15 protein-coding genes and 1 pseudogene are annotated in these 22719 nt (G+C 67.4%); 10 read left to right on the top strand and 6 right to left on the bottom strand.

Translation table 11 applies throughout. From position 1 onward, the window contains the following. Positions 1–25: 25 nt before the first annotated feature. The gene (locus KA712_18670; GenBank protein MCG5054992.1) at positions 26–1123 is read left to right on the top strand and encodes a hypothetical protein; all 1098 of its coding nucleotides are present in this window, start codon (positions 26–28) and stop codon (positions 1121–1123) included. A gap of 10 nt (positions 1124–1133) precedes the next feature. Here the strand turns inward: KA712_18670 and KA712_18665 are convergent, their stop codons facing one another. Both KA712_18665 and KA712_18660 read right to left on the bottom strand, forming a co-directional pair. Continuing rightward, entirely contained in the window at positions 1134–1682 is a 549-nt protein-coding gene (locus KA712_18665; protein ID MCG5054991.1) for a sigma-70 family RNA polymerase sigma factor, read from the bottom strand. Positions 1683–1794: 112 nt separating this feature from the next. Next, on the bottom strand, positions 1795–2655 hold the full coding sequence (locus KA712_18660) for a phosphatase PAP2 family protein (GenBank protein MCG5054990.1): 861 nt from the start codon (positions 2653–2655) through the stop codon (positions 1795–1797). 100 nt (positions 2656–2755) lie between these two features. On the opposite strand from KA712_18660, the gene KA712_18655 reads away from it, so the two are divergent. The 5 genes from KA712_18655 to KA712_18635 all read left to right on the top strand — a co-directional run bounded on the left by KA712_18655 (position 2756) and on the right by KA712_18635 (position 9367). After that, the gene (locus KA712_18655; GenBank protein ID MCG5054989.1) at positions 2756–5221 is read left to right on the top strand and encodes a UvrD-helicase domain-containing protein; all 2466 of its coding nucleotides are present in this window, start codon (positions 2756–2758) and stop codon (positions 5219–5221) included. Between the two features lie 102 nt (positions 5222–5323). Further along, positions 5324–7099 carry a GMC family oxidoreductase gene (locus KA712_18650; protein MCG5054988.1) on the top strand — a complete coding sequence of 592 codons (1776 nt, stop codon included), beginning with the start codon at positions 5324–5326 and terminating at the stop codon, positions 7097–7099. A 26-nt stretch (positions 7100–7125) separates the two neighbouring features. Beyond that, positions 7126–7746: a gluconate 2-dehydrogenase subunit 3 family protein gene (locus KA712_18645; protein ID MCG5054987.1), complete on the top strand. Its 621-nt coding sequence runs from the start codon at positions 7126–7128 to the stop codon at positions 7744–7746. Continuing rightward, positions 7743–8525: a DUF1080 domain-containing protein gene (locus tag KA712_18640; GenBank protein MCG5054986.1), complete on the top strand. Its 783-nt coding sequence runs from the start codon at positions 7743–7745 to the stop codon at positions 8523–8525. The genes KA712_18645 and KA712_18640 overlap by 4 nt, the downstream gene beginning before the upstream one ends. After that, positions 8522–9367: a DUF1080 domain-containing protein gene (locus KA712_18635; protein ID MCG5054985.1), complete on the top strand. Its 846-nt coding sequence runs from the start codon at positions 8522–8524 to the stop codon at positions 9365–9367. Before KA712_18640 ends, KA712_18635 begins: the two co-directional genes overlap by 4 nt. Positions 9368–9382: 15 nt before the next feature. Here KA712_18635 and KA712_18630 read toward each other — a convergent pair whose 3' ends face one another. Beyond that, positions 9383–10660 carry a CBM9 family sugar-binding protein gene (locus tag KA712_18630; protein MCG5054984.1) on the bottom strand — a complete coding sequence of 426 codons (1278 nt, stop codon included), beginning with the start codon at positions 10658–10660 and terminating at the stop codon, positions 9383–9385. Between the two features lie 159 nt (positions 10661–10819). Here KA712_18630 and KA712_18625 point away from each other — a divergent pair, with 159 nt between their 5' ends. Together KA712_18625 and KA712_18620 are read left to right on the top strand one after the other, a co-directional pair. Further along, the gene (locus KA712_18625; GenBank protein MCG5054983.1) at positions 10820–12526 is read left to right on the top strand and encodes a serine/threonine protein kinase; all 1707 of its coding nucleotides are present in this window, start codon (positions 10820–10822) and stop codon (positions 12524–12526) included. Positions 12527–12620: 94 nt separating this feature from the next. Continuing rightward, positions 12621–14678, top strand: coding sequence for a hypothetical protein (locus KA712_18620; protein ID MCG5054982.1), 2058 nt, complete (start codon positions 12621–12623; stop codon positions 14676–14678). A 40-nt stretch (positions 14679–14718) separates the two neighbouring features. Here KA712_18620 and KA712_18615 read toward each other — a convergent pair. Both KA712_18615 and ribA read right to left on the bottom strand, forming a co-directional pair. Beyond that, positions 14719–15786, bottom strand: a pseudogene (locus KA712_18615) (Mrp/NBP35 family ATP-binding protein). 47 nt (positions 15787–15833) lie between these two features. Further along, positions 15834–16490, bottom strand: coding sequence for a GTP cyclohydrolase II (gene ribA, locus KA712_18610; protein MCG5054981.1), 657 nt, complete (start codon positions 16488–16490; stop codon positions 15834–15836). A gap of 242 nt (positions 16491–16732) precedes the next feature. Between ribA and KA712_18605 the strand changes: the two genes are divergently transcribed. Continuing rightward, positions 16733–17119 (top strand): PilZ domain-containing protein, encoded by a 387-nt coding sequence (locus KA712_18605; GenBank protein ID MCG5054980.1) that lies wholly within the window; start codon positions 16733–16735, stop codon positions 17117–17119. Here the strand turns inward: KA712_18605 and KA712_18600 are convergent, their stop codons facing one another. After that, on the bottom strand, positions 17120–20086 hold the full coding sequence (locus tag KA712_18600; GenBank protein ID MCG5054979.1) for a DEAD/DEAH box helicase: 2967 nt from the start codon (positions 20084–20086) through the stop codon (positions 17120–17122). Between KA712_18600 and KA712_18595 the strand changes: the two genes are divergently transcribed. Beyond that, positions 20061–22715, top strand: coding sequence for an MMPL family transporter (locus KA712_18595; protein ID MCG5054978.1), 2655 nt, complete (start codon positions 20061–20063; stop codon positions 22713–22715). The genes KA712_18600 and KA712_18595 overlap by 26 nt on opposite strands. Positions 22716–22719: the final 4 nt, after the last annotated feature.

Here is a 22719-nt window from a genome sequence, read left to right as displayed (position 1 = left end):
CTGACGCGCCCGGCAGTACCTCCTCATGCAGGCCCGCGCCTCCGCATTGACTCAGCGAAGACTTCGCGTCTGGCGTTCCGTCGCGCTGGGCGTGGGCGTGGTCGCGGCGCTCGGGGCGACCACCAGCCCCGCGCGGGTACAGGCGCAGGAGACGAACGCGGGGGTGTCGGCGAGGATCGACTACGTGGTGGTGCTGGCGGCGCCGGACGTGCCGCCCGGGGTGGTCGCCCGCGTGCGCGGAGAGCTCTTGACCGCGGGGTACGACTTGGTCGCGAGCAACGAGGCCACGGACGCGTCGATCGTGATCACGCTTCGCCAAAGCGCCACGGCGCTCGTCGCCGAGCTTCGCCGTCACGGGGGCCGCGAAGACCTTCTGAGCGTCGTGACCGCCAGTTTGCCGTCGCAGGCAATACCCACGGATACCGTGAGCACGTACAGCGAGCTTGCCTGGCGGACCACCGAACGCCTGGCGGCTTACGTACTGGCGCCGCAGGTGATGGAGGCCCCTCCACCTGCGCCCAAGGACGCGCCCCCGGAGGCGGCGTCCGGGGCGGTCCCCTCCCTACCCCCTGCGGTGGTTGCCACGGGCGTCGTGCCCGGTCCGGTGGCAGGCCGCTGGCTGAGCGGCGCCTCCGTCGGCGGCGGCTTTGGTTTGATGGGCGCGCGCGCACGACCCATCGCTCGCCTCTTTTTGTCGCGTCGGTTTCTGCGCCGGGGCTCGGTAGGCCTTGGCGCTACGCTTCCGTTTCCGTCAATCACGGCAGAGTCGGCGTCGGCGCAGGCGGAGGTTTCTCAGGCCTGGGGAGGCGCCGAAGTCGCTGCCCACTGGAGCCATGCTCGCGGCCCCACGTTGAGCGTGGCTGTGCAGGCCGGCGTGGGACGCACCTTCGTGGCGGGGGATACTGACGGGACCGCCCGCGGCAACACGAGCACCATCTGGTCTGGGATGACGACGCTCTCGGTGGCTGTCGGTATGCGGCTGTCGGCGCACTGGCACGTGCGCTTCGACGTGGCGGGCACCAGCTTGCTGCCTCGTCCGGGCGTGCGCCTTTCGGCCACCGCGAACGAGACTACGGCCTGGGTCATGCCTTCGACGAGCCTGGGCGCCGTTGCGTCCTGGTGAGCGCGGGGGCTCACCGCGCGGGGCGAGAGGTACGCTTTTTGCCCGTCCTCGAGACCTCTTCGGCGAGCGCCCGCCGCGCCCGGAACAGCCGAACGCCCACGTTGGTCGGTGATATGCCGAGGGCGTCAGCCACCTCCTGGGTCGATTCGCCCTCCATGTAAACCCTGAGGATGACCTCACGGTGAGGCTCGCGCAGGCGAATGAACGCCGCGTCCAAAATGCTGAGCGTCTCTTGCCACTCGAATTTTTCGTCGGCCCCGGGATCCTCGTCGGGAACGCCGTCGAATACGCCCAAATGTCCCGTGAGCTCCGCGCGTTCCCGCAGCGCTGCACGACGCACGTAGCGCGCCTTGCGATGGGCGATCACGAACAGCCAGGTCGACAGCTGCCCTTCGGCGCGAAAATGCGCGAGCGACTGCCACGCCGACGCGAAGACCTCCTGCACGACATCGTCGGCGTCCACTTGACTTGGCAGGTGCCGGCGCACCCAGCGGGCCACGGTGTCGCGCTTCGTCCTGAAAAACGAAGCGAGGTCTCGGTCCAGTTCAGGATTCGTCATGAGTGGGGAAGCGCAACGCTTCTCTGTAGGGAGACTCACGACCTTCGGCCCACGGCTCAGGTTATTTGGGAGGCGCCCTCTCGAAAGAGGGCCCTCGCTCGTCTTCAGGCGCTCACAGGCGCGCGCCGAGTCCCACGAGCGTGCCTCCCTGCGCCATGGGCATGACGAGGACGCGCCACGACACAGCCTCGGCGGGGCCGGACGGCTCCCGTACGCGCCCGTGCAACCAAAGCGGAAGTCCCGCCCCAACGCCCGCACCCACGGCCGCGCCGACCAGCACGTCCGAGGCGTAATGTTTATCGGCCGCGATGCGCGCGAACGCCGTGAAGCCCGCGATGCTCAATCCCGTGGCCCACAACCAGGGGGCGTGCCGATAGCCCCGCAGCGACGCCACCGTGCCGGCCGCGGTGGCCAGCGAAAACGAAAGCGCGCTGTGACCCGAAAAGAACGAGAGGTTGCGTTCCTCGCGTGCAATCGCCTCGAAGCCGGGGCTCTGGAAGTACACGGCGGGCCGCGCCCGTGCTGCCATGAGCTTGACGGCCGTGGTGAGGAACATGGTCACGCCCACCGCCTCGGCGACGTAGAGGCTGTCGTGCGCGCTGTCTCGGAGGCGGCCGTCCGCGTGCGCCACCAAGGCCAACGCTCCGAGTCCGTTGACCCACGCGGCGGCGATCCCGACGTTGCTGAAGAGTTCGGCGGCGTCGCGATCGTTCCAGACGAGCGCGTCGCGCACGCCCCGGTCGAAAGCGTTGGGCGTACACCAGCGGCAGCGGCTGGGAGCGAGCGGCGCGCTCAGCACGGTTGCGCCCAGGAGCCAGGCGCCCGTAGAGCCCAAGGTGAGCGCCACGTCGCGCGGCAGGTGCCCCTCGAGCGTGGGCGCGCGGGGCCGAGCTGCAGGGGCTGGCAGGTCGGCGTAGGCCGGGGAGACCAAGCCGAGTGCCAGCAGGGCCACGAAGGCGGTGGGCTTACGCATGGTGCTTTCGTTCACGGCAGCCGATCGGGACGCGCCATCCTGGGCCTATCGGTGCACGGGGTCAATCCCTGCCGGCCCGCGTGCGTGAGGCCGCTCGTCCTTGTCCGGCGAGACCGCGATTTCCCACATGCCGGTGGAATTGGGGGCGGTGCTTTGTAATAAAGGGGGCGTGGATTCGCTGGACCTATTTGCGCCGCGGCCGTCTTCGGCCTCTTCTGCCGCCGGGCGGTTCTCGCGAGAGGTGTTGGGGCGCACGCTGAACGGTCCCCAGCTCGAGGCTGTCATGCACCCCGCGGCCCCGCTTCTGGTCGTTGCGGGGGCAGGCTCTGGCAAGACGCGCGTCATCACCTACCGGTTGGCGCGGCTCTTGTCGGAGGGAGCAGATCCCTTCCGCATCTTCGTGGTGACCTTCACCAACAAAGCGGCGGGCGAGCTGCGCGAGCGCGTGGCCAAGCTGATGGGCGGCGGAGAGCATCTGGTGCGGGGCCTGTGGATGGGCACCTTCCACGGTCTCTCCGCGCGGCTTTTGCGGCGCTACGGCGAGGCGATTGGCCTGCGCAAAGACTTCGTCATCTACGACACCGACGATCAACGTCGCCTCATGCAGCGGGTTCTCACGGATCTCAAAGTGCCAGAGAAGCAGTTCCCGGTGCGTCAGGTCCTGGGCGCCATCGATAGGGCGAAGAACAAGGGCGTTGACGCCGACAAATTCGAACCGGCCGACTTCTTCGAGGACACGATCGCGAAGGCCTATCGGGTGTACGAAGAGAGGCTGCGGGCGGCCAACGCGATCGACTTTGGAGGCCTGTTGCTCAAGGCGCTCAAGCTATGCCATCCGGGTACACCCGCAGGGGACGAGCTCATGCACCGCTTCGATCACGTGTTGGTCGACGAGTTCCAGGACACCAACCACGTGCAGTACAGGCTGGTCCGGTACTTGTCACGGGCGACGAACAGCATCACCGTGGTGGGTGACGAGGATCAATCCATCTACGGCTGGCGGGGTGCGGACATCCGCAACATCCTCGACTTCGAGCGCGACCACCCGGGGTCGGCCACGGTGAAGCTGGAAGAAAACTATCGGTCGACGGGCAACGTGCTCAAGGTGGCGAACGCCATCATCGCGAAAAACACAGAGCGGCGCGACAAGCGTCTGTTCACCTCGAGCGCTGCGGGGGCGCCCATCTTGGCCTTCGAGGGAGAGACCGAACGCGATGAGGCCGAGTTCGTGGCCAGTCGCATTCGGGACGCCCTGCAGAGGGGCGCTGCCCCCAAAGATTTTGCGGTGTTCTACCGAACGAACGGCCAGTCGCGGGTGATCGAAGAGGCCTTGCGCGTGCTCGATCTTCCCTACGTGGTCGTGGGCGGCACCCGGTTTTACGACCGGGCCGAGGTCAAGGATCTGCTGGCCTACTTGCGTGTGCTCTTGAACCCCGATGATTCCGTGGGCCTCGGGCGGATCATCAACACGCCGGCCCGGGGCATCGGCCAAAGCACGCTGGACAAGTGCGAGGACCTCGCGTCGGCGGAGGGCGTGAGTTTGTGGCATGCCCTGGCCCTGGCGGTCAAAGCACCCGACATCCTCGGCGCAGGACCGCGCAAAAAGCTCGAGGCCTTCTGCACGATGATGCTGGGCTTGCGCCAGAAGGTGGACGAAGGGATGTCACCGGCGGATCTCGCCGAGCAGGTGTTGGACGTCTCGGGCTATCGCGACGCCTTGGCCCAGGACGCCTCACTCGAGGCGGAGGGGCGGCTCGAGAACCTCATGGAGCTCGTGGCGCAGATGCGCGAGTACGAAGCGGAGGCCGAAGCCCCCGAGCTGGCGGAGTTTTTGGAACGGGTGGCGCTGGTGGCGGACGCGGATTCCATCGACCCCGAGTCCGGCGCGATCTCGCTCATGACGGTGCATACCGCCAAGGGGCTCGAGTTTCCTCATGTCTTCGTGACAGGCCTCGAGGAGGGCGTATTTCCGCATCAGCGGAGCATCGACGACGACGCCGCCATCGAAGAAGAGCGCCGGCTTTGCTACGTGGCGGTCACGCGGGCCATGGAGCAGCTCTATCTGTCCCGGGTGCGCCGGCGTCGTCTGGCGGGGCAATCGCTCGGCGGGATCCCCAGCCGCTTTCTGCGCGACGTGCCCTTCGAGTGCACCGAGTCGCTCGTGCAGCCACGGCCCTCCTACTACGGCGCCAACACCGAAGGGCAGGGCCCGTGGGGGGGACGCTGGAACCGCGAGGCTCCCGAACGCGCGAAGTCGTGGGTCGAGGACGAAATGGAGACGCCCTCACGCGGGCGCTGGGCGGAGTTCTCGCATCTGCCGCCGGCACCTCCGCGCGCGCCCCAGCCACCGGCCAAGGGTGCACCCGCCTCGAACGACTTGACCGTTCATTACGACGATCTCTCTCCGGATCTCGGGATGCGCATAGGTGCCAAGCTTCGCCATCCGAAGTTCGGAGTGGGGGAAGTGCGGGGCTGGCAATCGGCCGGTGGGGACGTGAAAGTCACGATGCGCTTTCCCCAGGTGGGTGTCAAAACGATCCTCGCCAAGTTCCTGGGCAAGCCCTGAGCGTGACCGCGCTTACTCACCACCCGCCAAAAAAGCGCTGGAGGAGTCCTCCTCGCGCGGAGGTCCTTCCCTGCGGCGCTCGTTCTCCTCATGATGGGCTCCATGCAGGGTCCTTTCGACGCCGCCTTTGACGCCTTCGATCCCAAGGAGATTTACGATGCCATCGTGGTGGGCTCGGGCGCAGCTGGGGGGACCGCAGCTTACGTCTTGACGGCTGCCGGACTCCGGGTCCTGGTGCTCGAGGCCGGCGGTCGCATGAACGTCGACGAAGAGCTGCGATCGACCGAATGGCCGTATGAACACCCTCGACGAGGGGCGGCCCCCTACGAGGAGCACAGTCTCGGCCGTAACGAATACGACTTGAAGCGCCCTCCCTACGCAGCCAGCTTAGCGGAGCCGCGCGTGACCTCTTACGTCGGAGGAAGCGACTACCGCACGCGGCTCCTGGTGAATGAGCGTGAACATCCGTATACCGGAACACCGTTTGCCTGGGTGCGTGCCCGTCTGCTCGGGGGGAAGACCAACATTTGGGGACGTTTGGCGCTGCGTCTTTCCGACCTGGACTTCAAAGCGGCCCGTCACGACGGATATGGCGAGGACTGGCCTTTGTCATACGACGACGTCGCTCCCTACTATGACCGCGTCGATCGCTTTTTGGGCGTGGCCGGTCATGCCGAGGGCTTGCCCTACATGCCCGATGGTCAGTTCCAGACCACGCCGCGCCTCACCAAAGCCGAGCTACACCTGCGGGCGACGTTGGCGCGCATGGGCCGGGTGGTCACGCCGTATCGGGCTGGCGTGACCACCGACGGGCTTGCCCACAACAAGTACCGCAGCCGGTGTTTGCGGCGGGGCGCTTGTCACCGCAAGGGAGGGTGCGACATTCATGCGGCTTTCGATGCGACCACGGGGTACTTGTACCCTGCGCTCGAGACCGGAAGGCTTTCAATTCGCTGCAACGCCATCGCTCACGAGATCACCGTGGATCCGCACTCAGGCAAGGCCCGTGGTGTGTCGTTCGTGGATGCGGGCAACCGGAAAACCTACGAGGCCCGGGCACGGGTGGTGGTGCTTGCCGCCTCGACGCTCGAGTCGACGAGGCTCTTGCTGTTGTCGCGCTCGCGGCAGCATCCGAATGGCATGGGAAACTCGAGCGGGCACGTCGGTCACAATTTTTGCGAGCACTTCATGGGGCCCAAGATCTCGGGCATGATGCGAAGTCTGGCGAAGAAAGAGCGCACCCGTGACGATGGGCGCCCCGGAGGGTTTTACGTCCCTCGGTTTCGCAGCTTGGACCGAAAACACGAAGGGTTCGTGCGGGGCTACGGTTTCGAGGGCGACAGCGGTACCAGCATGCTGCCTCGGTCCATGTTCTGGGCGAAAGGCTTCGGCAAAAGCTTCAAGAAGGAGGTGCGCGACTTCGCCGGCGCTGTGGTCACGATGGGAGGCTTCGGCGAAGTGTTGCCCCGCTTCGACAACGGCGTGAGCTTGGACCCTGCCATCAAGGACAAGTGGGGCATACCTGTCCTCAAGTTCAACGTGAAGTTCGGAGACAACGAGCGTGCCATGGCCAAAGACATGGAAGCCGAGGCTCGTGCCATGTTCGAGGCGGCAGGTATCGACGTTCTCGAGAGCTCGAATCGTTTGCTACCGGCAGGTTGGTCGATTCACGAGCTGGGAACGGCGCGTATGGGCACTGACCCCAGGACATCCGTGCTCAACCCCTTTTCCCAAAGCCACGACGTCAAGAACCTCTTTGTCATGGACGGCGCCGGCTTCGTGAGCGCCGGGTCTCAGAACCCCACGTGGACAATCATGGCCCTGGCCTGGCGTGCAAGTGACCACCTCGCCGAAGAGCTTCGAAAGGGGAATTTATGAGTCTTTACCCGGATGATGATGAACGCGTGAGCGAACCCAAACCTGTCTCACCTCGTCCCCTGCGCCGCGAGCTGGGCGCGGTGGCCTTGGCAGCGGCGGGCCTGCCGTTCGTGCGCCTTCCAACGGTGAATGCCGCTCCCTCTGACGGTTCCCAGGTGCGACGAGGGTTCTTTTCGCCCCATCAGTTGAAAACGGTCGAGCACCTCGCCGAACAGATCATCCCGCAGGACGAACACTCCCCTGGTGCCCAAGAGGCGGAAGTTGCGCAGACTATCGACGAGTACCTCGCAGCGCTCTATCCCCGCAACCCGGAACACCTCGAGAGGCGTGCAACGTGGAGGCAGGGTTTGGCGCGCATGGATAAAGACGCAAAGGCCCGCTTCGGTGGGCTCTTTATGGCCCTTACACCCGATCAACAGTACGCCCTCGTGCTCAGCTGGTCCGAATCCCCGGCAGCCGATCCCCGCTTGTCCTTCTTTTCGGAACTCAAGTCCCGCGTGGCTTGGGCCTATTACACCTCGGCGGTGGGCATTCATCAGGACCTGGGGTATCTCGGAAACACCTATGCGGCAGAGTTCGAGGGCGATGACATAGGGCCTCCCCTTGCCGAGGTGTTTCGCAAACTGAAAATCGAGGAGTCGAAGTGAGTCGATCACGTCTTTGTCGTTGGGCTTTGGTGCACCTGACCGCGATGGCAACGCTGGGCAGTTGCAGCCATGCGCCTCCGGGACCCGGCGTCGTGGTGCCCACACCCGTGAGGGGAACTGAGGCGCAGGCGGCCGTAGAGCTCTTCAACGGCAAGGATTTGTCGGGATGGGTCGTGGACGTGCCCGAAAAAGACGAGAACCCTGGTGCGCCGGACAGCTTCGTGGTGCGTGACGGTCTGCTCGTGAGCCTGGGGACGCCGCGGGGCCACCTGCTGACGAAACAAAGTTACAAAAACTACCGCCTGACCTTCGAGTACCGCTTCGTGGGCGCTGGAGGGAACGGCGGGGTGTTGATCCACGCGTCGACGCCGAGAGTCCTGTACAAGATGTTTCCGCAATCGATCGAAGTGCAACTGCAGAGCGGAGACGCGGGTGATTTTTGGTGCATTCACGAGGACATCTCCGTTGAAAACATGGAGATCCGTCGGCCCCGTGAACAGGGAAGCGCGTGGGGAGGCCGGCGAGGGGACGCGCGGCGCATTCTGAACCTCACCGATGGCGCCGAACGTCCTCTGGGGGAGTGGAATGCGATCGTGATTGAAGCCGTGGGAACGACGATAACCGTCTGGGTCAACGGGCAGTTGGTCAACCGAGGCTCGGGGAGCACGGCCAGCGAGGGGCAGATAGCCCTGCAGGCGGAGGGAACGGAAATGGAGTTCCGAAAGCTTCAGCTCGTGCCGCTCGGTGGAACCGGCTCTGACAGCGGAAGTGCGCCATGAATCCCCTGCGCTTGCCATACGGGCTGCCCGGAGTCGTTGCGATCTTGGTGCTGACGATGCGCCTTGGGCAGGCTGAGGCCGATTCACCGCCCGCAGCTCCAACCAAGCCAGGCTTCACGGGCACCCCCCTCCAGGCCCAGGGGACATGGCACATCCACGACGCCCATCGCCCGCGACCACCGGTGGTTGTTCCGGGGCAGTGCGGTACCGATAAAGGTCCGGGAAGGCCTCCTTCGGATGCCGAGGTTCTCCTGGGGCAGCGCCCTGACCTATCGAAGTGGGAACACGAAGATGGGGCGGCTCCGACCTGGCTCATGAAGGGTGGGGTGCTGCAAACAGGCCGAGGTGCTCTGCAGACGAAGCAGGTGTATCGAGACTTCCAGCTGCATGTCGAGTGGGCAACCCCGAAAGACGTGAAGGGTGACGGTCAGGCCCGGGGCAACAGCGGCGTGTTCCTGCTAGGAAAATTCGAGGTGCAGGTGCTCGACAGTTTCGAGAACGAGACCTACGCCGACGGACAGGCATCGGCGCTGTACGGACAGGTCCCGCCCCTGGTGAATGCAGCCTTGCCCCCGGGGCGGTGGCAGACCTACGACATCGTCTTCAGGGCGCCCCGATTCGTGGACGGCAACAAGCTCGAAAGCCCCGCCATCGTGACCGTCCTGCACAACGGGGTCGTCACCCATGCGGGAGCTTCTTTTTTCGGTCCGACGGCCCACAAGAGCAACCCGCCCTACACGCCCGAGGACGCGCAGGGGCCGCTGCGCCTGCAGGACCACGGAAACCACGTGTTGTTTCGGAACATCTGGATTCGGCCGCTCAAGGCTTACGACGAACCCTAGGGCGCACGCCGCATCCTAGTTGCCGGTCAGCACGAGCTCACCAAAAGAAGCGGGACGCAAGTAGGCTTCACCCGACTTTCCAAACCACACGACGAGGGCTTCGCGTTCGGTGCCTTGGCCTTGGTCGTCGTCGTCCACCTCGAGTTGAAAGCCGATCCGCTTGCCCGGGCTGGGAGACATGGCCCCCAAGGTTGCCCAGGGAAACCGGGCCTCGAAGACATAACCCAGGTTGCCCTGCTTGTTCCGGGAGAACACGGTCACGCCTTGCGCACGGTTCAGCTTGGCTTCCTTGAAGGCAGGGTCGTTCCACCCGAAGATGTACTGCAGGTCATCGGTGCCATCGTACGTCTGCCCCCGGCTGTAGTCGGCATCGAAGAAGATCTGCAAGGCGTCGTCTTGCCACACCTCGGGAGAGTCGTTGCGGAGTGAGTTATCGACGACGTCGACGATCACGTAGAAGGCCTCAGCCGTCCACATGGCCTTGAATCCCGCGGTGAGGTCTTCCGGACCGCCAACCGCGCCTGCCACCAAGTTCTTGATCGGGAAGGACGGGACCGCCTTCCAAACGTCGTCTTCGAGCCCGTCGACGATGGGGGTGTTGAGCGTGAACCTTACGTCGGGTGCGTCGAGCAGCTGGCACTTGCGCTCGATGCAGCGGGTGGCCCCCGTGCAGTCGTCGTTCCGGCGGCATTCGGCGGCGCAGGCGCGCGTGTCGCACAAGTACGGCGCGCAGGACTTCATTGGCTGGGCAAGGCACACACCGGCGCCGTTGCAAAGAGACGCCGGGGTTTCCGTGCCTGCGCTGCAGAGGCCCTGGGAACAAGGCGTGCCTCCCACATGCCGCTGGCATCCGCCGCTGCCGTCGCAGGTGCCATCGAAGCCGCAGGTCGAAGGCTGCTCCCTCTGGCACGTTCCGTCGATGAGGGGCTTTGTCCCCGCGGACAGCGGCGAACACTTGCCACCAAGTCCGGCCAACGCGCACGAAGCGCACCCCGCGGTGCACGGGCTGTCACAGCAAACTCCCTGGGCGCAAAAGCCCGTGAGACACTCCGCGGGACCCGTGCAAAGCTCACCCGCGGCCTTCCTCAAGCCGCCACCCCCGCCCGAGCCGCCACCCCCGCCCGAGCCGCCCGGCGGTAGCGGCGTGCTGCCTCCGGCGCTCGCGTCGGGACTGAGGTCCTCGAGCCCTTCGAGACCGGTCTCCGAAAGGGCGCAGCCGAGAGGCAGGCAAAAGAGGGCGAAGCATGCCAAGGCCGTCAGGGGGGCCCGGGTAAGCAAAGAGCTAAGATTCATGATGAAAGACAGTTTATGCCCGACGAAGGGCAAGGTTGGCCACAATCAGTTCGTCCCTACCTTCGCGCACGGGGTGGGGCCACACGACCCGAGTCCCAGGCAGGGGTTCGCTTGTGTTCTGCGTTACGGTTCATCTCAAGCTCCTCGTGTTTCCGGACGATGTCGGACGCACAGGTGTCAGAGCCCAAGAACAGGGCCGCCGGTGAGCGGTTTGGCCGGTTCGTCCTGCTCGAGCCCATCGGGCGGGGCGGCATGGCCGAGGTCTTTCGCGCCGTTGCTCACGGCGTGGAGGGCTTTCAGCGTGTCTTCGTCATCAAGCGCATTTTGAAGGAGAAGTCGGAGTCCAAAGACTTCATCGACATGTTCGTGGCAGAGGCGCGCGTCTCGGCGCTGCTAAACCACCCGAACATCGTTCAGATCTACGATTTTGGTCAGATCGGGGGCAGCTACTTCATCACGATGGAGTACCTGAGGGGCAAGGATCTGCTGTCCGTTCTGCGCCAGCTTCGGGCCACGCACAAGCAGTTGGATCCTGCGGTGGCGGCCTACATCGCGCAGCAAGTGGCCATCGGATTGCACTATGCGCACAGCCTCAACGGCGCGGGCGGCAAGCCTCTCAACATCGTTCATCGGGATGTGAGCCCGTCGAACGTGATGTTGCTGCGTGCCGGAGGCGTGAAGTTGCTCGATTTCGGCATCGCCAAGGTGGGCGAGAGCCAACGCATGGAGGTGGATGGCGTCAGCGGCAATGGGTTCATCCGTGGCAAGCTGAGTTATCTATCGCCCGAGCAGATCCGTGGCGACGCGATCGACGCACGCTCCGACGTGTTTTCCCTGGGCGTCTGTCTGTGGGAAATGCTGACGGGCCGCAGGCTCTTTTTCGAGAAGAGCGAATACAACACCATGAAGAACGTGCTCGAGCGGCCGGTGATTCCACCGTCGATGCAGCGATCCGATCTTCCGACCGCGCTCGACTACATCGTGGTGCGGGCCCTCGAGCGAGACCTGAGCCGTCGGTATGCATCGGCCCTGGAGATGGCAGACGCGCTCGAGGGCTTTCTCGCCGAAACGCACTTTGCACCGGGAGCCCTCCCTCGTCTGCTGGACGACCTGTTCGGCGTGGACGCCGGCATCTTCGAGACCCAGGTCGAGGACGATCTGTTGCGATCGTGGGGCGACCTGCCCGTCGTGCCCGCCGATGAGGCGGTCCCGCATCCCCTTGCCACGGTCCCGCCCCTTGCCGTCGAGGGATCGCGCCCCCGGGGGACGCGCCGGGCCTCGCCCCGCGGGCCCGTGCTGTGGGCCTTGACCGGCGCGGCGCTGGCGGCTGCAGTGGCCCTGGTCGTGGCGCGGCCCGCAGCGCCCCCCGCGCCTGGGGCCCTGGTCCGCACCCCGGCGTCGGCCCCCGCCGACGCCGTCCCTGCCCCCGCCGTCGCCGCCCCCGCCCCGCGCGCTCCTGCGGCACCGGTCGCCGCCGTGTCCGACACCATCGAGCTTCGCATCGAATCGCAGCCGCGCCGTGCGGAGGTCCTGGGGCCGAAAGGCCAGCTGCTCGGGCTTTCGCCCTTGGTGGTCGCGCTGCCGCGGGGGGAGGAGCCGGTGGATATCACCCTGCGAAAAGAGGGCTTCGTGGAAGCCGTGCACCGGATCGTACCGGACCGAGACGTTTCGGCCGTCCTGAGCCTCAGGCGTCAGGCGAAGCGAGGTGCGGGGGAGCAGACGCCGCCCGAGACGCCGCCGCCCGAGACGGGGCGGCCCGAGACGACGGTGTCCGAGCCCGTCCAGGACGAGGCGCCGGTCGCCGCCCCTCCGGAGGCCCCTCCGGCTGAGCTCATCGAGCCCGCGCAGGTCGGCAACACCCCCTGACGGCCGCCTGCACGCGGGACGCGCCACACGCCTCGGCTCGTGCCGAGTGCGCCTCGCCGGTGACAAAGCCGCGGAGACGGCGCAAAGTCTAGCCATGCCCGGACAAGCCGTTCGTCCGCCAGGTGTGCCCGAGACCGCGGTGTGGGAGCCCGACAGCGCGTGCTGGGAAGCGGCGCCGCCCGCCCCCGATGGCCCGCGCGCGGGCCCCGTGCGCCGCTGGCGCGAGGACGGCTCGTTGCTCTTCGAGGGCGCCTTCGCCGGCGGGCTGCTGGAGGGGCCTTTTCGGCACTTCCACGCCGATGGATCGCTGGCACGGCAGGGCGCTTACGCCCAGGGTGAGCTCGACGGGGAGGTCACCGCCTGCGCAAGCCCGCGGGACGACGCCGAGCCCTTGCGCGCCTGCTGCGTGCCTCCGGGCGCCGTGCGCCTGGCCGCCCGCTATCAGGCGGGCTCTTTGCTCAGCGAGACCTTCTTCGACGAAGAGGGCTTCGCCCTGTGCTCCGATGGCCGGCGCCGTCCCCCGCGGCCCGAGGGCGTTCCGGACCACGCCGCCTTCGAGGAGGGCACGTCGCGCTGGTGTGCGGGCCCCCCAGAAGCCCCCGGCGCTTCGGCATCCGGCGTGTGGGCGTGGTGGCGTCAGGATGCCACGCTCAGCGAGGAGGCCACGTACGACCGCGGCCGGCGTGTGGCCCGGCGCCACTTCGACGAACAAGGTCGCCTTCGCGAGGCGGTCACCTACCGCTGGCACGAGGGCTACGACGAGGTGCGAGAGGGCCCTTGGCGCTTGCGCGTGGACCCGAGCGAGGCCGCAACGTGGGGCGTTCCCGCCGCGCGTGCGCCTGCCTGGGTGTACGGGCACTTCGAGGCTGGCCAGCACACCGGCGTCTGGCGGGCCCTGGACACCCAGGAGGGCCTCGTGTGGGAGCGCGCGTTGGGGGGCCCGATCGTGCTGCCCCCGATCGCCACGGACACCGACGCGTTTTCCGAGACGTCGGCCTCGGCCGCGATCTGGGAAGACCGGGCGCGTGAGTGGCAGGGCTCCGGGCGGGTGCGCGAGGCCCTGGTGGCCGCGGCCCGCACGCTCGCGGCCTCGGGCACGTGCGCGCGTTTTCATGCGTTCGTCTCTGCGGCCGTACTGCCTCGAGGCGTTGCCGATGCGGCCGAGCTGGCCCGCAGTCCCGAGCCCCGCGGGGTGGACGCTCTGCTCGACGCCCTCGTTGCGGGCGCCGAGCCCGCCGAGACCCTGCGCCAGGTGGCCGCTGGCTTACCCCCCTGGAGCCGGGCCGCCCGTGAGCTTGCGGAGGCGGCGGTGTGCCTGGCTCCGGAGCGGGCGTCGATGTCGTTCACACGCGCGCTGGTGGCCCTGGAGAGGGGCGAAGACGAGACCATCGCCCGGGATCGGGTCCGCCTCGCCGAGGCCTCCCCCGAGGCCGCCGCGTTCTTCGAGACCTCGCTGCGCGTCTTGCGGCCTCTTTACGCGTTTCGTCCCGCCCAGGAACACCTCGAAGCCGCGGCCGAGCGCATCCCCCTCGAGCTGTCGCAACCCCTCGACCGCGTCCGCGCGGCCGCACGGGTGTACGCCACGCGCCTTTTGTTGGTGCGTCGCGCGCTGGCCCCGTTCGGCTGCGAGCACACCGCATGGGCGCCGCCGGTGCTCGAGGACTTTTTGGCCGAGGGCCCCGTGCAGCTTGCGTGTCACGAGGCCGAGATCGAGGACGTGGGCGAAGACGGCCAACCCGAGCTCACCAAAGTGCAGATCGATGAACGGATCCCGCCCGGCACCGAGGGCGTCTCAGCGCTCGTGAGCCGGGCGCGCGCCGACTGGGCCGCGCTCTGCTGGCTGTCGTGGGCGGTGGGACAGCACGACACGGCCTGGCCGCACACGATCGCCCCGCACCCCCGCTTCCCCGAGGCCCTCGCGTTGGCGGTCGAGCGGGCCTGGCGCACGCGGGACCAGCTCACCACGTCGGGCTTGCGCGCGATGACCCAAAACGTGGCCTCGTTTGCCTTCGAAGGGCACGACCTCACGGACCTCCCGCGCAGCCTCCTCGAGGTGTGCATGGCCGAGTGGCTCGAGGTGCGCGCGGTCCTGCTGTGGCTCTCGAACGAGGGCAACCTCTCGCCCTTTCAAAGTGACCTGCGGCAGGTCTGAGGCCTGCCTGCCGGCGCTCGCAAGCCTGCGAAGGAGGTCCCTAGCGAATCAGCGTGAGTTTGCCGCTGCGGATGCCTGCACCCGGAGCAGGTCGGTTGCGCACCGAGAGCGCGCAAGCCACGGTTTTCGCCATCTCGCGGAACACCTCCGCCGCCTTCGATTCGGGTTCGGCCAGCACGACGGGCTTTCCGCCATCGCCCGCGCGGCGAATGGCCGACTGGATGGGCACCTCGCCGAGCAGCGGCAGGCCTTCCCGCTCGGCGAGGGCTTTGCCGCCTCCGCGCGCGAAGATCTCCTCGACGTGGTGGCAGTGTGGGCACTCGAAGGTGCTCATGTTTTCCACCACGCCCAAGATCGGCACCTCCACCTTCTTCCACATCGACAGGGCTTTTTCGACGTCGAGCACCGACACCTCCTGAGGCGTGGTGACCAACACCGCGCCCGTGACCGGGAGCAGCTGCGACAAAGACAGCTGGGCGTCGCCGGTGCCCGGGGGCAGGTCGATGAGCAGATAGTCGAGATTGCCCCACTGCACGTCTTCGATGAACTGCTGCAAGAGCTTGTGCACCATGGGCCCGCGCCAAATCACGGGCTTGTCGCGCTCGAGGAAAAAGCCGATCGAAATGATCTTCATGCCGTGGTGAACGGCGGGGGAGATCTTCGACTGCTCGTTGCCCGAGGCGAAGACGTCGGGATCGCCCATCATCTGGGGCACCGAGGGCCCGTAAATGTCGGCATCGAGAATGCCCACGCGCGCGCCCAGGCTGTGAAGAGCGGCGGCGAGGTTGGTGGTCACGGTGGACTTGCCCACCCCTCCCTTGCCCGAAGACACCGCAATGACATTCTTCACGCCGGGCATCGGGCCGCCGGCCGTGGCCGAAGGGCGCGACGCCACGTCGGCCGAGAACGCCACGCTCACCTGAGTCACACCGCGCACGACTGCCACGGCGCGCGTGATGTCGGCCTCGATCGTGGCTTGCGAGGGGCAAGCGGGTGTCGTGAGCTCGATGTGAATGCGGGCGTGCCCGCCCGCGAAGGTCACGTCCTTCACCATGGAGGCGGAAACCAAATCGGTTCCAAGCCCTGGGTCGATGACCTGTGACAGCGCGCTTCGGATCTCGTCGGTGCTGGAAATGGCGGTAACCTCCCTGGCGGTTACGGCTTCTTAGCACCTGGCAACGCGAGCAGGCGGGGCGAATTGTCGGCGTGGTGTCCCATCTTGCGGCGTTTGACGGCGAGGTATTGTGCGTTGTAGCGGTTCTCCGCCACCCAGTGCGCCTGACGACCGGCGATCTCGACCCCTGCACGACGAAGCCCGTCCATCTTGAGCGGGTTGTTCGTCATCAAGCGCACGGACTTCACGCCAAGATCCGCCAGAATCGCGCCGGCCAAATCATAGTTCCGCGAGTCGGCCTCGAATCCCAAGGCGATGTTCGCTTCCACCGTATCGGCGCCCTCGTTTTGAAGCGCATAGGCCTTGATCTTGTTGCCTAGCCCGATGCCCCGGCCCTCCTGGCGCAGGTACACCACCACGCCGCTGCCCTCGGCGGCCACCCGCGCCAGGGCCACCTCGAGCTGTTCACGGCAATCGCATTTGAGAGAGCCGATCACCTCGGAGGTCCAGCATTCCGAGTGGATGCGGCAAAGCACCGCTTCCTGATTCCTCAAGTCGCCCCGCACGATCGCCATGTGTTCGAGGCTGGTAGAGCCCGGCGCCGGCACGCCATTCGTAGAGGCCTCCCGGTAAACGTACAGCCGAAACGGCCCGTGGACCGTGGGCAGATCCGCCTCCGAGTAACGCACGATATCCATTGACTTTCCGGGTTCCAAGTTAGGGGCCCCCTCCGGCGGTGTCAACGCAGGCAGGACGTGGGAGGAGCCTACGGTCGAACTCGAGAGCAAGGGGATTGCGGGTTTTGCCATGTGTGCGTCGCTTCTTGATCCGCTCTTTTTGATGCGCCCGAGAGCCGCTTGGTGCCAGGCGCCCGCGGATTTTCACGGGACTCGTGCGCCGCGCCTTGTGGGCTTGGATGGAAAGCCGTTACCATGAACCGATGAGCAAGGGTTCCGGCGCTCACCTGGATGAGACCACGAGCGGGCGGGGTGGCGTCGAGCGACGCCGTACTCAACGGGTGCCCGTGGAGATGTGGGTGGAGCAGATCGGCGACGACGAGCGCGTGTTTCGCCGTGCGGGGAACCTGTCGGCGGGGGGCCTGCACCTCGACAAGACCATACCCATCCCCGTGGGCACCCACGTGTTTTTGCGGTTCACCCTGCCGGGGGATGCGGACGCCATCGCCGTCGACGGCAAAATCGTTGCGATCGATCCCGACGAAGAGTTGGGTATGGGGGTTCAGTTTCTGGGCCTGGCGCCCGCTGCGGAGGCGCGCATCGCGCGTTACTTGACCCGCGCGCTCACGCCCCTCGGTGTCGAGCCCTGATTAGCCGGCGAGCAACGCCAAAAGGTCCTCGCGCGTCAGCGCCGCCGCGGCCCCACCGTCCGCGAGCGCCGCGTCCGCGAGGGCCCGTTTGCGTTCTTGAAGGGCCAAAATGCGGGACTCGACGGTGTCGACGCTGACCAGCCGGTAGACGAACACGGGTTTGTCTTGCCCGATGCGGTGGGCTCGGTCCGCGGCCTGGGCTTCCACGGCAGGGTTCCACCAGGGGTCGCAGATGAAGACGTGGTCCGCGGCGGTGAGGTTGAGGCCGCTGCCGCCCGCCTTGAGGGAGATCAACATCACCGGGGGACCATCGGCGGCCTGAAAGCGCGAAACCACCGCGTCGCGATCCCGGGTGCTGCCGTCCAGGCGGCAAAACGGGATCTGCGCGTCCCGCAGCGCGGGTTCGATGAGGTCGAGCAGCGACGTCCACTGCGAAAACACCAAGCTGCGACCTCCCTCGGCGGCCACCGTACCGACGGCATCCACCAGCCGCTCGACCTTGGAGGACTGCGCCAACGTTTGCCCCGGCACGAGCGCGCCGTGGCAGGCCGCCTGGCGGAGCCGCAAGAGCGCCTCCAGCGCGGCCATGACGCCGCGTCCCCCTTCCAGGAGCGAAAGCACGTCTTTTTGGGCCACGGCCCGGACCGTGTCGTAGATGGCGCGCTCCGCCTCGTCGAGCTCGACGTGCAGAACCGCTTCGGTGCGAGGCGGAAGGTCGGGGGCCACGTCCCGCTTGAGCCGGCGGAGCACGAAAGGTTTGAGGCGTGTGCGCAGCCGAGCCCCGGCGGCCGCGTCTCCTGCTATCAGGGGGCGCTCGACCTGTTCGGCGAAAGCGCTGCGCCCGCCCAGCAGGCCTCGGTTCGCAAAGTGCATCAAGCTCCACAGCTCGTCGAGGCGGTTTTCCACCGGGGTGCCCGTGAGCGCCAAGCGAAAGCCTGCGTCGAGCGCGTAGGCGGCCCGCGCGGCTTGGCTGTCGGGGTTCTTGATGGCCTGCGCCTCGTCCAGCACCAGGGCATCCCAGCTTTGGCTCTGCAGGAGTTCGAGATCCAGGCGCAGCAGGGCGTAGCTCGTCACCGTCACGTCGGCCTGCGGATCGAGGCTGCGGTCCCGCCCGTGGTACACGTTCAGCTTCAGGGTGGGGCGGAATTTTTCGCATTCCGCGCGCCAGTTGTGCACCACCGATGTGGGGCACACGATCAAGCTGCGTGCCCCTTGGCCGGGCAAGGCGCACAGGGTCTGCAGCGTTTTGCCAAGGCCCATGTCGTCGGCGAGCAGGCCTCCCATGCCCGTCGTGCGCAGGAACTGGAGCCAGGCCACGCCTTGCTGCTGGTAGGGCCGCAAGGTGGCGCGCAGGTCGGTGGGCAAAGTGGGGGGAGGCAGCTTCTCGAAAGCTTGAAAAACGGGGCTCAAGCGGGCGAGTGCCGCGGGCTTGGGGGCCTCGAGCTCGTCGCAGAGCCGGGCGAGCTCCGGAAGCGCGTGGGCCGCCAGGTGGCCCCGTTCGTCACGCGCGGCCAGCAGCGCGGCCAGGCGCGGCCCATGCTTTTCGAGGAAGGCCACCGGCAGGGGCGCAAAGCCGCCTCCCTGCAAGGGCACGAGCCCCAGCCCAGATTCCCAGGCCCGCAGCACGGCGCCGGCCTCCACGGTGGCACCCGTGGGCCCCCCGCGTTCGGCGCCCACCACGTCGAAGGTGAACTCGAAGCCCATGCGCAGCGGGCCCCCAGGGCTGGCGCCCGCTGTCTCCGCCGCCAGGAGCCGCGGCACGAGGGCGTAGCGGGAGGCCACCTCGCGGGCGGCATCCCCCCTGAGCTCGCCGCGGAACCGGGCGAGGCGCCCGGCGAAGCGGGTGGCGTCGTCGGCCTGGTAGGTCACGCGGCGGCCTGGCAACAGATCCAGCTCGTCCCGCAGCTTCAGCAGCAGCTTGCGTTCCGCGGCCTCGTCGCGCACGGGGACCGGCCCGGACAGGTGCACGAGGCGGCCCTCGTCGATGCGCGCGCAGGGAGGCTCGCCGTACACCAAGGTGGCCAGGGCCGAAAGGCCCGTGCCGATGTGGTTGAGTTCAATCTGAATCCGGGGCGCCAGATCCCGCGTGACCCGGGGAAGCTTCTGGCTTTCCACCACCACCTTCATGCGGGTCTGCAGATCCGGCAGCACGCGGGTCTTGAGCTCCCCGAGCGCCCCCGGCGAAAACCTCCGCGTGGCCGGCAGGTTCTGAAGCCAGGCGCCGCAAAGCTCGATTTCCCCGAGGCGGGCCAGAGTATCGCCGCAGAGCACGACGCCCGCGGACACCGCCCGGGTGACGCGCGGATCGGCCGCGAGGGTCAACACCACGTCAGGGCCTTCGTCGCGAAGGTGCGCGTGAGGCAGGATCTCTTCCCCGCTGATCTGCACCGGCACGCCATCGAGAAAGGCGCGCTTGCAGTCGACGAGGATGGTGAGGAGGGATCGCAGCTGGTCGGCCGCAAGCACGCCCCGGCTGCGGCTTTCCAGCACACGATCGGCGCGCAGGTCGGGCTCTTCCGGATGAATCTTCGCCGCCTCGCCTGGCTGGCTGAGCAGGGCGGCCAAAGAGCTCACGAGGGGTCGTTCGCCCTCCACCCCGGAGAGGAAGCGCTCGACCTGGAGCCCGTGTTCGGCGCTCTTGAAGCGGTACACGATGGCGCCCCCCGCAGCCCCGCTTGCCTTGAGCTCTGCCGGATCGCCTTCGCCTTGCGACAGCGCGATGGCCACCGCCGCAATGTGTTCACAGGGCCGTTGGCGCCCTTCGCAGTCGCAGTCCCATTCGAGCTCACCCGGATACAGGACCACCGTGGGGGCCACGGCCATGCCGCTCACCCGCACCCGCAAGACCAGCTCGTCTTCGTCCTGCGACTCCAGCACCACGCCTTCGCCCCGCACGAGCTTCACCCCGCGCGACCACACCCCGGAAGGTGTGGCGCGGCGAATGGCTTCGACCAGTTTCTTCGACAAGGGCCTTCAGCTTTACCAGGCCGAAGGGCCCGCGCAAAGGGCCCGGGTCGCCCGCGCCGCGCCGCGCTGCCGCTCCGAAGGACGTTGCCAAATCGCGGCTTCGCTGGCCCGGTCGATCGTGATATCCGTTCGCCCCGTGACTTTTTTGCGGACCTCGTACGACCGTTACGTGGCTTTCGTCTGCCGGCGACGCGGCCTGGCCCTGGCGTGGCTGTTGCTCGCCTGCCTGGGCCCCGTTTACCTCACCGTGCAGCTGTTCCGTGACGTGCGGGCGGACTTGCAGGAGCTGATGCCGCGGGACTCGGAGGCTGCCCGTGCGCTCGACCGCATTCACGAGCGGCTGGGCAGCCAGGGGCACCTGACCGTGGTGGCCCATGGCGACGATCCCGCAGCGAACCGCGCTTTCATCGACGCGCTGGCTGAACGGCTCCGGGCTCTGGCGTCCCCGCTCATCGCGCGGGTGCAGGCCGACGTGCGTGCCGAGCGTGCCTGGCTGCGGCAGCGGGCGCCCTTGCTCATGCCCGCGCCGACCTTCGATGGTCTCATCGACGACGTCTCCCGCCTGATCGAACGGAAAAAAGCCGAGTCGAACCCGCTCTTCGTCGAGCTCGACGGCGACACCGCCGACGATGACTGGCGTGCGCTCGAAGCGCGGCTCGACCGTGAGGTGGGCGCGCACGATCGTTTCCCGCGTGGCTATTTGGAGCTGCCCGATGGAAAAACGGTGGTGGCGGTGGTGTGGATGCGGGACTCGGACGTGGACATCGACGCGGCCAAGCGCCTGATGGCCGTGGTGAAAGCGGAGGTCAGCGCCTTGCGCCCCAGCTTCCCCGCGGCGCTCGGTGTGGCGTACACGGGCGACGCGGCCAACTTCATCGAGGAGCACGAAGCGATTTTGGCGGATCTGTCGCTGACGTCCGCCGTGGTGCTCGTGCTGGTGACGGCGTTGATCGCGCTTTATTTTCGGTCGCTGCGCAGCGTGGTGGTCGTGCTGGCCGCGTTGACCCCGGGCCTGCTCTTTGCCTTCGGCCTGGGAAGCCTGCTCGTGGGGCACCTCAACTCGAACACGGCGTTTTTGGGCTCGATCATCGCGGGCAACGGGATCAACTATCCGCTCGTCCTGCTCTCGTATTTTCGGGCCCGGCGTGCCGACGAACCCCTTTCGACGTCACTCGTGGAGGCGGCCTGGGCGGCGTTGCCAGGCACGCTGGGCGCGGCGGCCACGGCCTCGGCGGCGTACGGGGGGCTTGCGCTCTCGAGTTTCCGAGGCTTTTCCCAGTTCGGCTACCTGGGGGGGCTTGGCATGGTGACCACGTGGCTGTGGGCCTTTTTGGCGATGCCGGTGGCCGTCGCCTGGCTGCCGCCCCCGCGCCGGGGCTTGGAAGCCACCCGGGTGCAAAGCGCGCTTCTGCGGTACTTCGCGCGGGGGCGCACGCCCCAGGTCGTGGCCGCCTTGTTCCTGGTGGCGGGCCTCGGGTGGGCGGGGCTGGGCATCGCCCGGGGCATCAAGGAAGGGGTGTACGAGATGCACCTCGAGGTGCTCCGCGATCGGCGCTCGATCGCGTCGGGTAGCGCGTCGTGGGAAGCCAAGATGACCGAGCTTTTCGGCAGCTGGGTGAATCCCGTCGTGGCTTTGGTGCAGCGGCCCGAAGACCGGGAGGGCGTGGCGCGGGCGTTGCGCATGCATCTTGGGGCCACGCAGCCCCCGGCCATCGATCGGGTCGAGACGATCGCATCGTTTTTCCCTCCCGAGGCCGAGCAGCAGCGCCGCCTCGAACGTCTGCGCGACCTGCAGACGCGCATCGCGGCCTTGCCCCCCGATGCGGTGGAAGGCGCGGTCAAGCCCTACCTCGACACCTGGTTCGCCCCCGCGGCTTTGGCCCCCATCGCGCGGCACGAGATCCCCGCCACGCTGCTCCGCAACCTGCGGGAGCGCCAGGGGCAGGACGACCGCACCGTGTTGCTTTACCCCAGCACCACCGTCGACTACGGAGACGGGCGCAACATGATCTGGCTCGAACGTCACATCCGCGAGGTCCCGTTGCCGGCAGGGGCCTTGGTGGGCGGGCCGTTTTTGTTCATGGCGTCCATCTTCGAGCTGGTCCACGCCGAAGCGCCGCGGGTGGTGTTGGCGGTGTTCGTTTTGGTCTTGGCTTTACTCATCCCGCTTTACCGGCGGCGCCCGGGACGGGTGCTGCTGGCCGCGGCCATCGTGGGGCCGGTGGCGCTGCTCTCGCAGGCGATGGTGCTGGCCGCAGGGGTGCGTGTGAACATGTTGAACTTCGCCGCCGTGCCGATCACGATCGGCGTGGGCGCCGATTATTTGCTGAACCTCTATGGGGCGATGGATAGCTTGAAGCTCGACGCCCGCGGCGCCTGCGCGCGCATGGGCGGCGCGATCTTGCTCTGCTCGCTCACCACCATCGTTGGCTACGGATCGTTGCTCCTGGCCCACTCCGGGGCCCTGCGCACCTTCGGCTGGGCCGCCGTGCTGGGGGAGGTGATCGCCGTGGCCGCCGTGCTGCTGGTGTTGCCGGCGTTTTGGCGGGGGCACGCCGCGGTACGGGGACGTGTCGAGTCTCCGCTCGTGGAGGCGCCGAGCGACGCGGCCCCCCTGCAAGCGCCCTGAGCGC

The sequence above is a fragment of the Myxococcales bacterium genome (assembly GCA_022184915.1).
GTDB lineage: Bacteria > Myxococcota_A > Polyangia > Fen-1088 > Fen-1088 > JAGTJU01.
This window is presented reverse-complemented; position numbering and strand designations above follow the sequence as displayed.

Excerpts from the sequence above, each read along its gene's own strand:
- KA712_18625 (MCG5054983.1), top strand. The coding sequence starts at position 10,820 with ATGTCGGACGCACAGGTGTCAGAGCCCAAGAACAGGGCCGCCGGTGAG.
- KA712_18630 (MCG5054984.1), bottom strand. The coding sequence starts at position 10,660 with ATGAATCTTAGCTCTTTGCTTACCCGGGCCCCCCTGACGGCCTTGGCA.
- KA712_18595 (MCG5054978.1), top strand. The coding sequence starts at position 20,061 with ATGGCTTCGACCAGTTTCTTCGACAAGGGCCTTCAGCTTTACCAGGCC.
- KA712_18660 (MCG5054990.1), bottom strand. The coding sequence starts at position 2,655 with ATGCGTAAGCCCACCGCCTTCGTGGCCCTGCTGGCACTCGGCTTGGTC.
- KA712_18620 (MCG5054982.1), top strand. The coding sequence starts at position 12,621 with ATGCCCGGACAAGCCGTTCGTCCGCCAGGTGTGCCCGAGACCGCGGTG.
- KA712_18605 (MCG5054980.1), top strand. The coding sequence starts at position 16,733 with ATGAGCAAGGGTTCCGGCGCTCACCTGGATGAGACCACGAGCGGGCGG.
- KA712_18670 (MCG5054992.1), top strand. The coding sequence starts at position 26 with ATGCAGGCCCGCGCCTCCGCATTGACTCAGCGAAGACTTCGCGTCTGG.
- KA712_18635 (MCG5054985.1), top strand. The coding sequence starts at position 8,522 with ATGAATCCCCTGCGCTTGCCATACGGGCTGCCCGGAGTCGTTGCGATC.
- KA712_18650 (MCG5054988.1), top strand. The coding sequence starts at position 5,324 with ATGCAGGGTCCTTTCGACGCCGCCTTTGACGCCTTCGATCCCAAGGAG.
- KA712_18665 (MCG5054991.1), bottom strand. The coding sequence starts at position 1,682 with ATGACGAATCCTGAACTGGACCGAGACCTCGCTTCGTTTTTCAGGACG.
- ribA (MCG5054981.1), bottom strand. The coding sequence starts at position 16,490 with ATGGATATCGTGCGTTACTCGGAGGCGGATCTGCCCACGGTCCACGGG.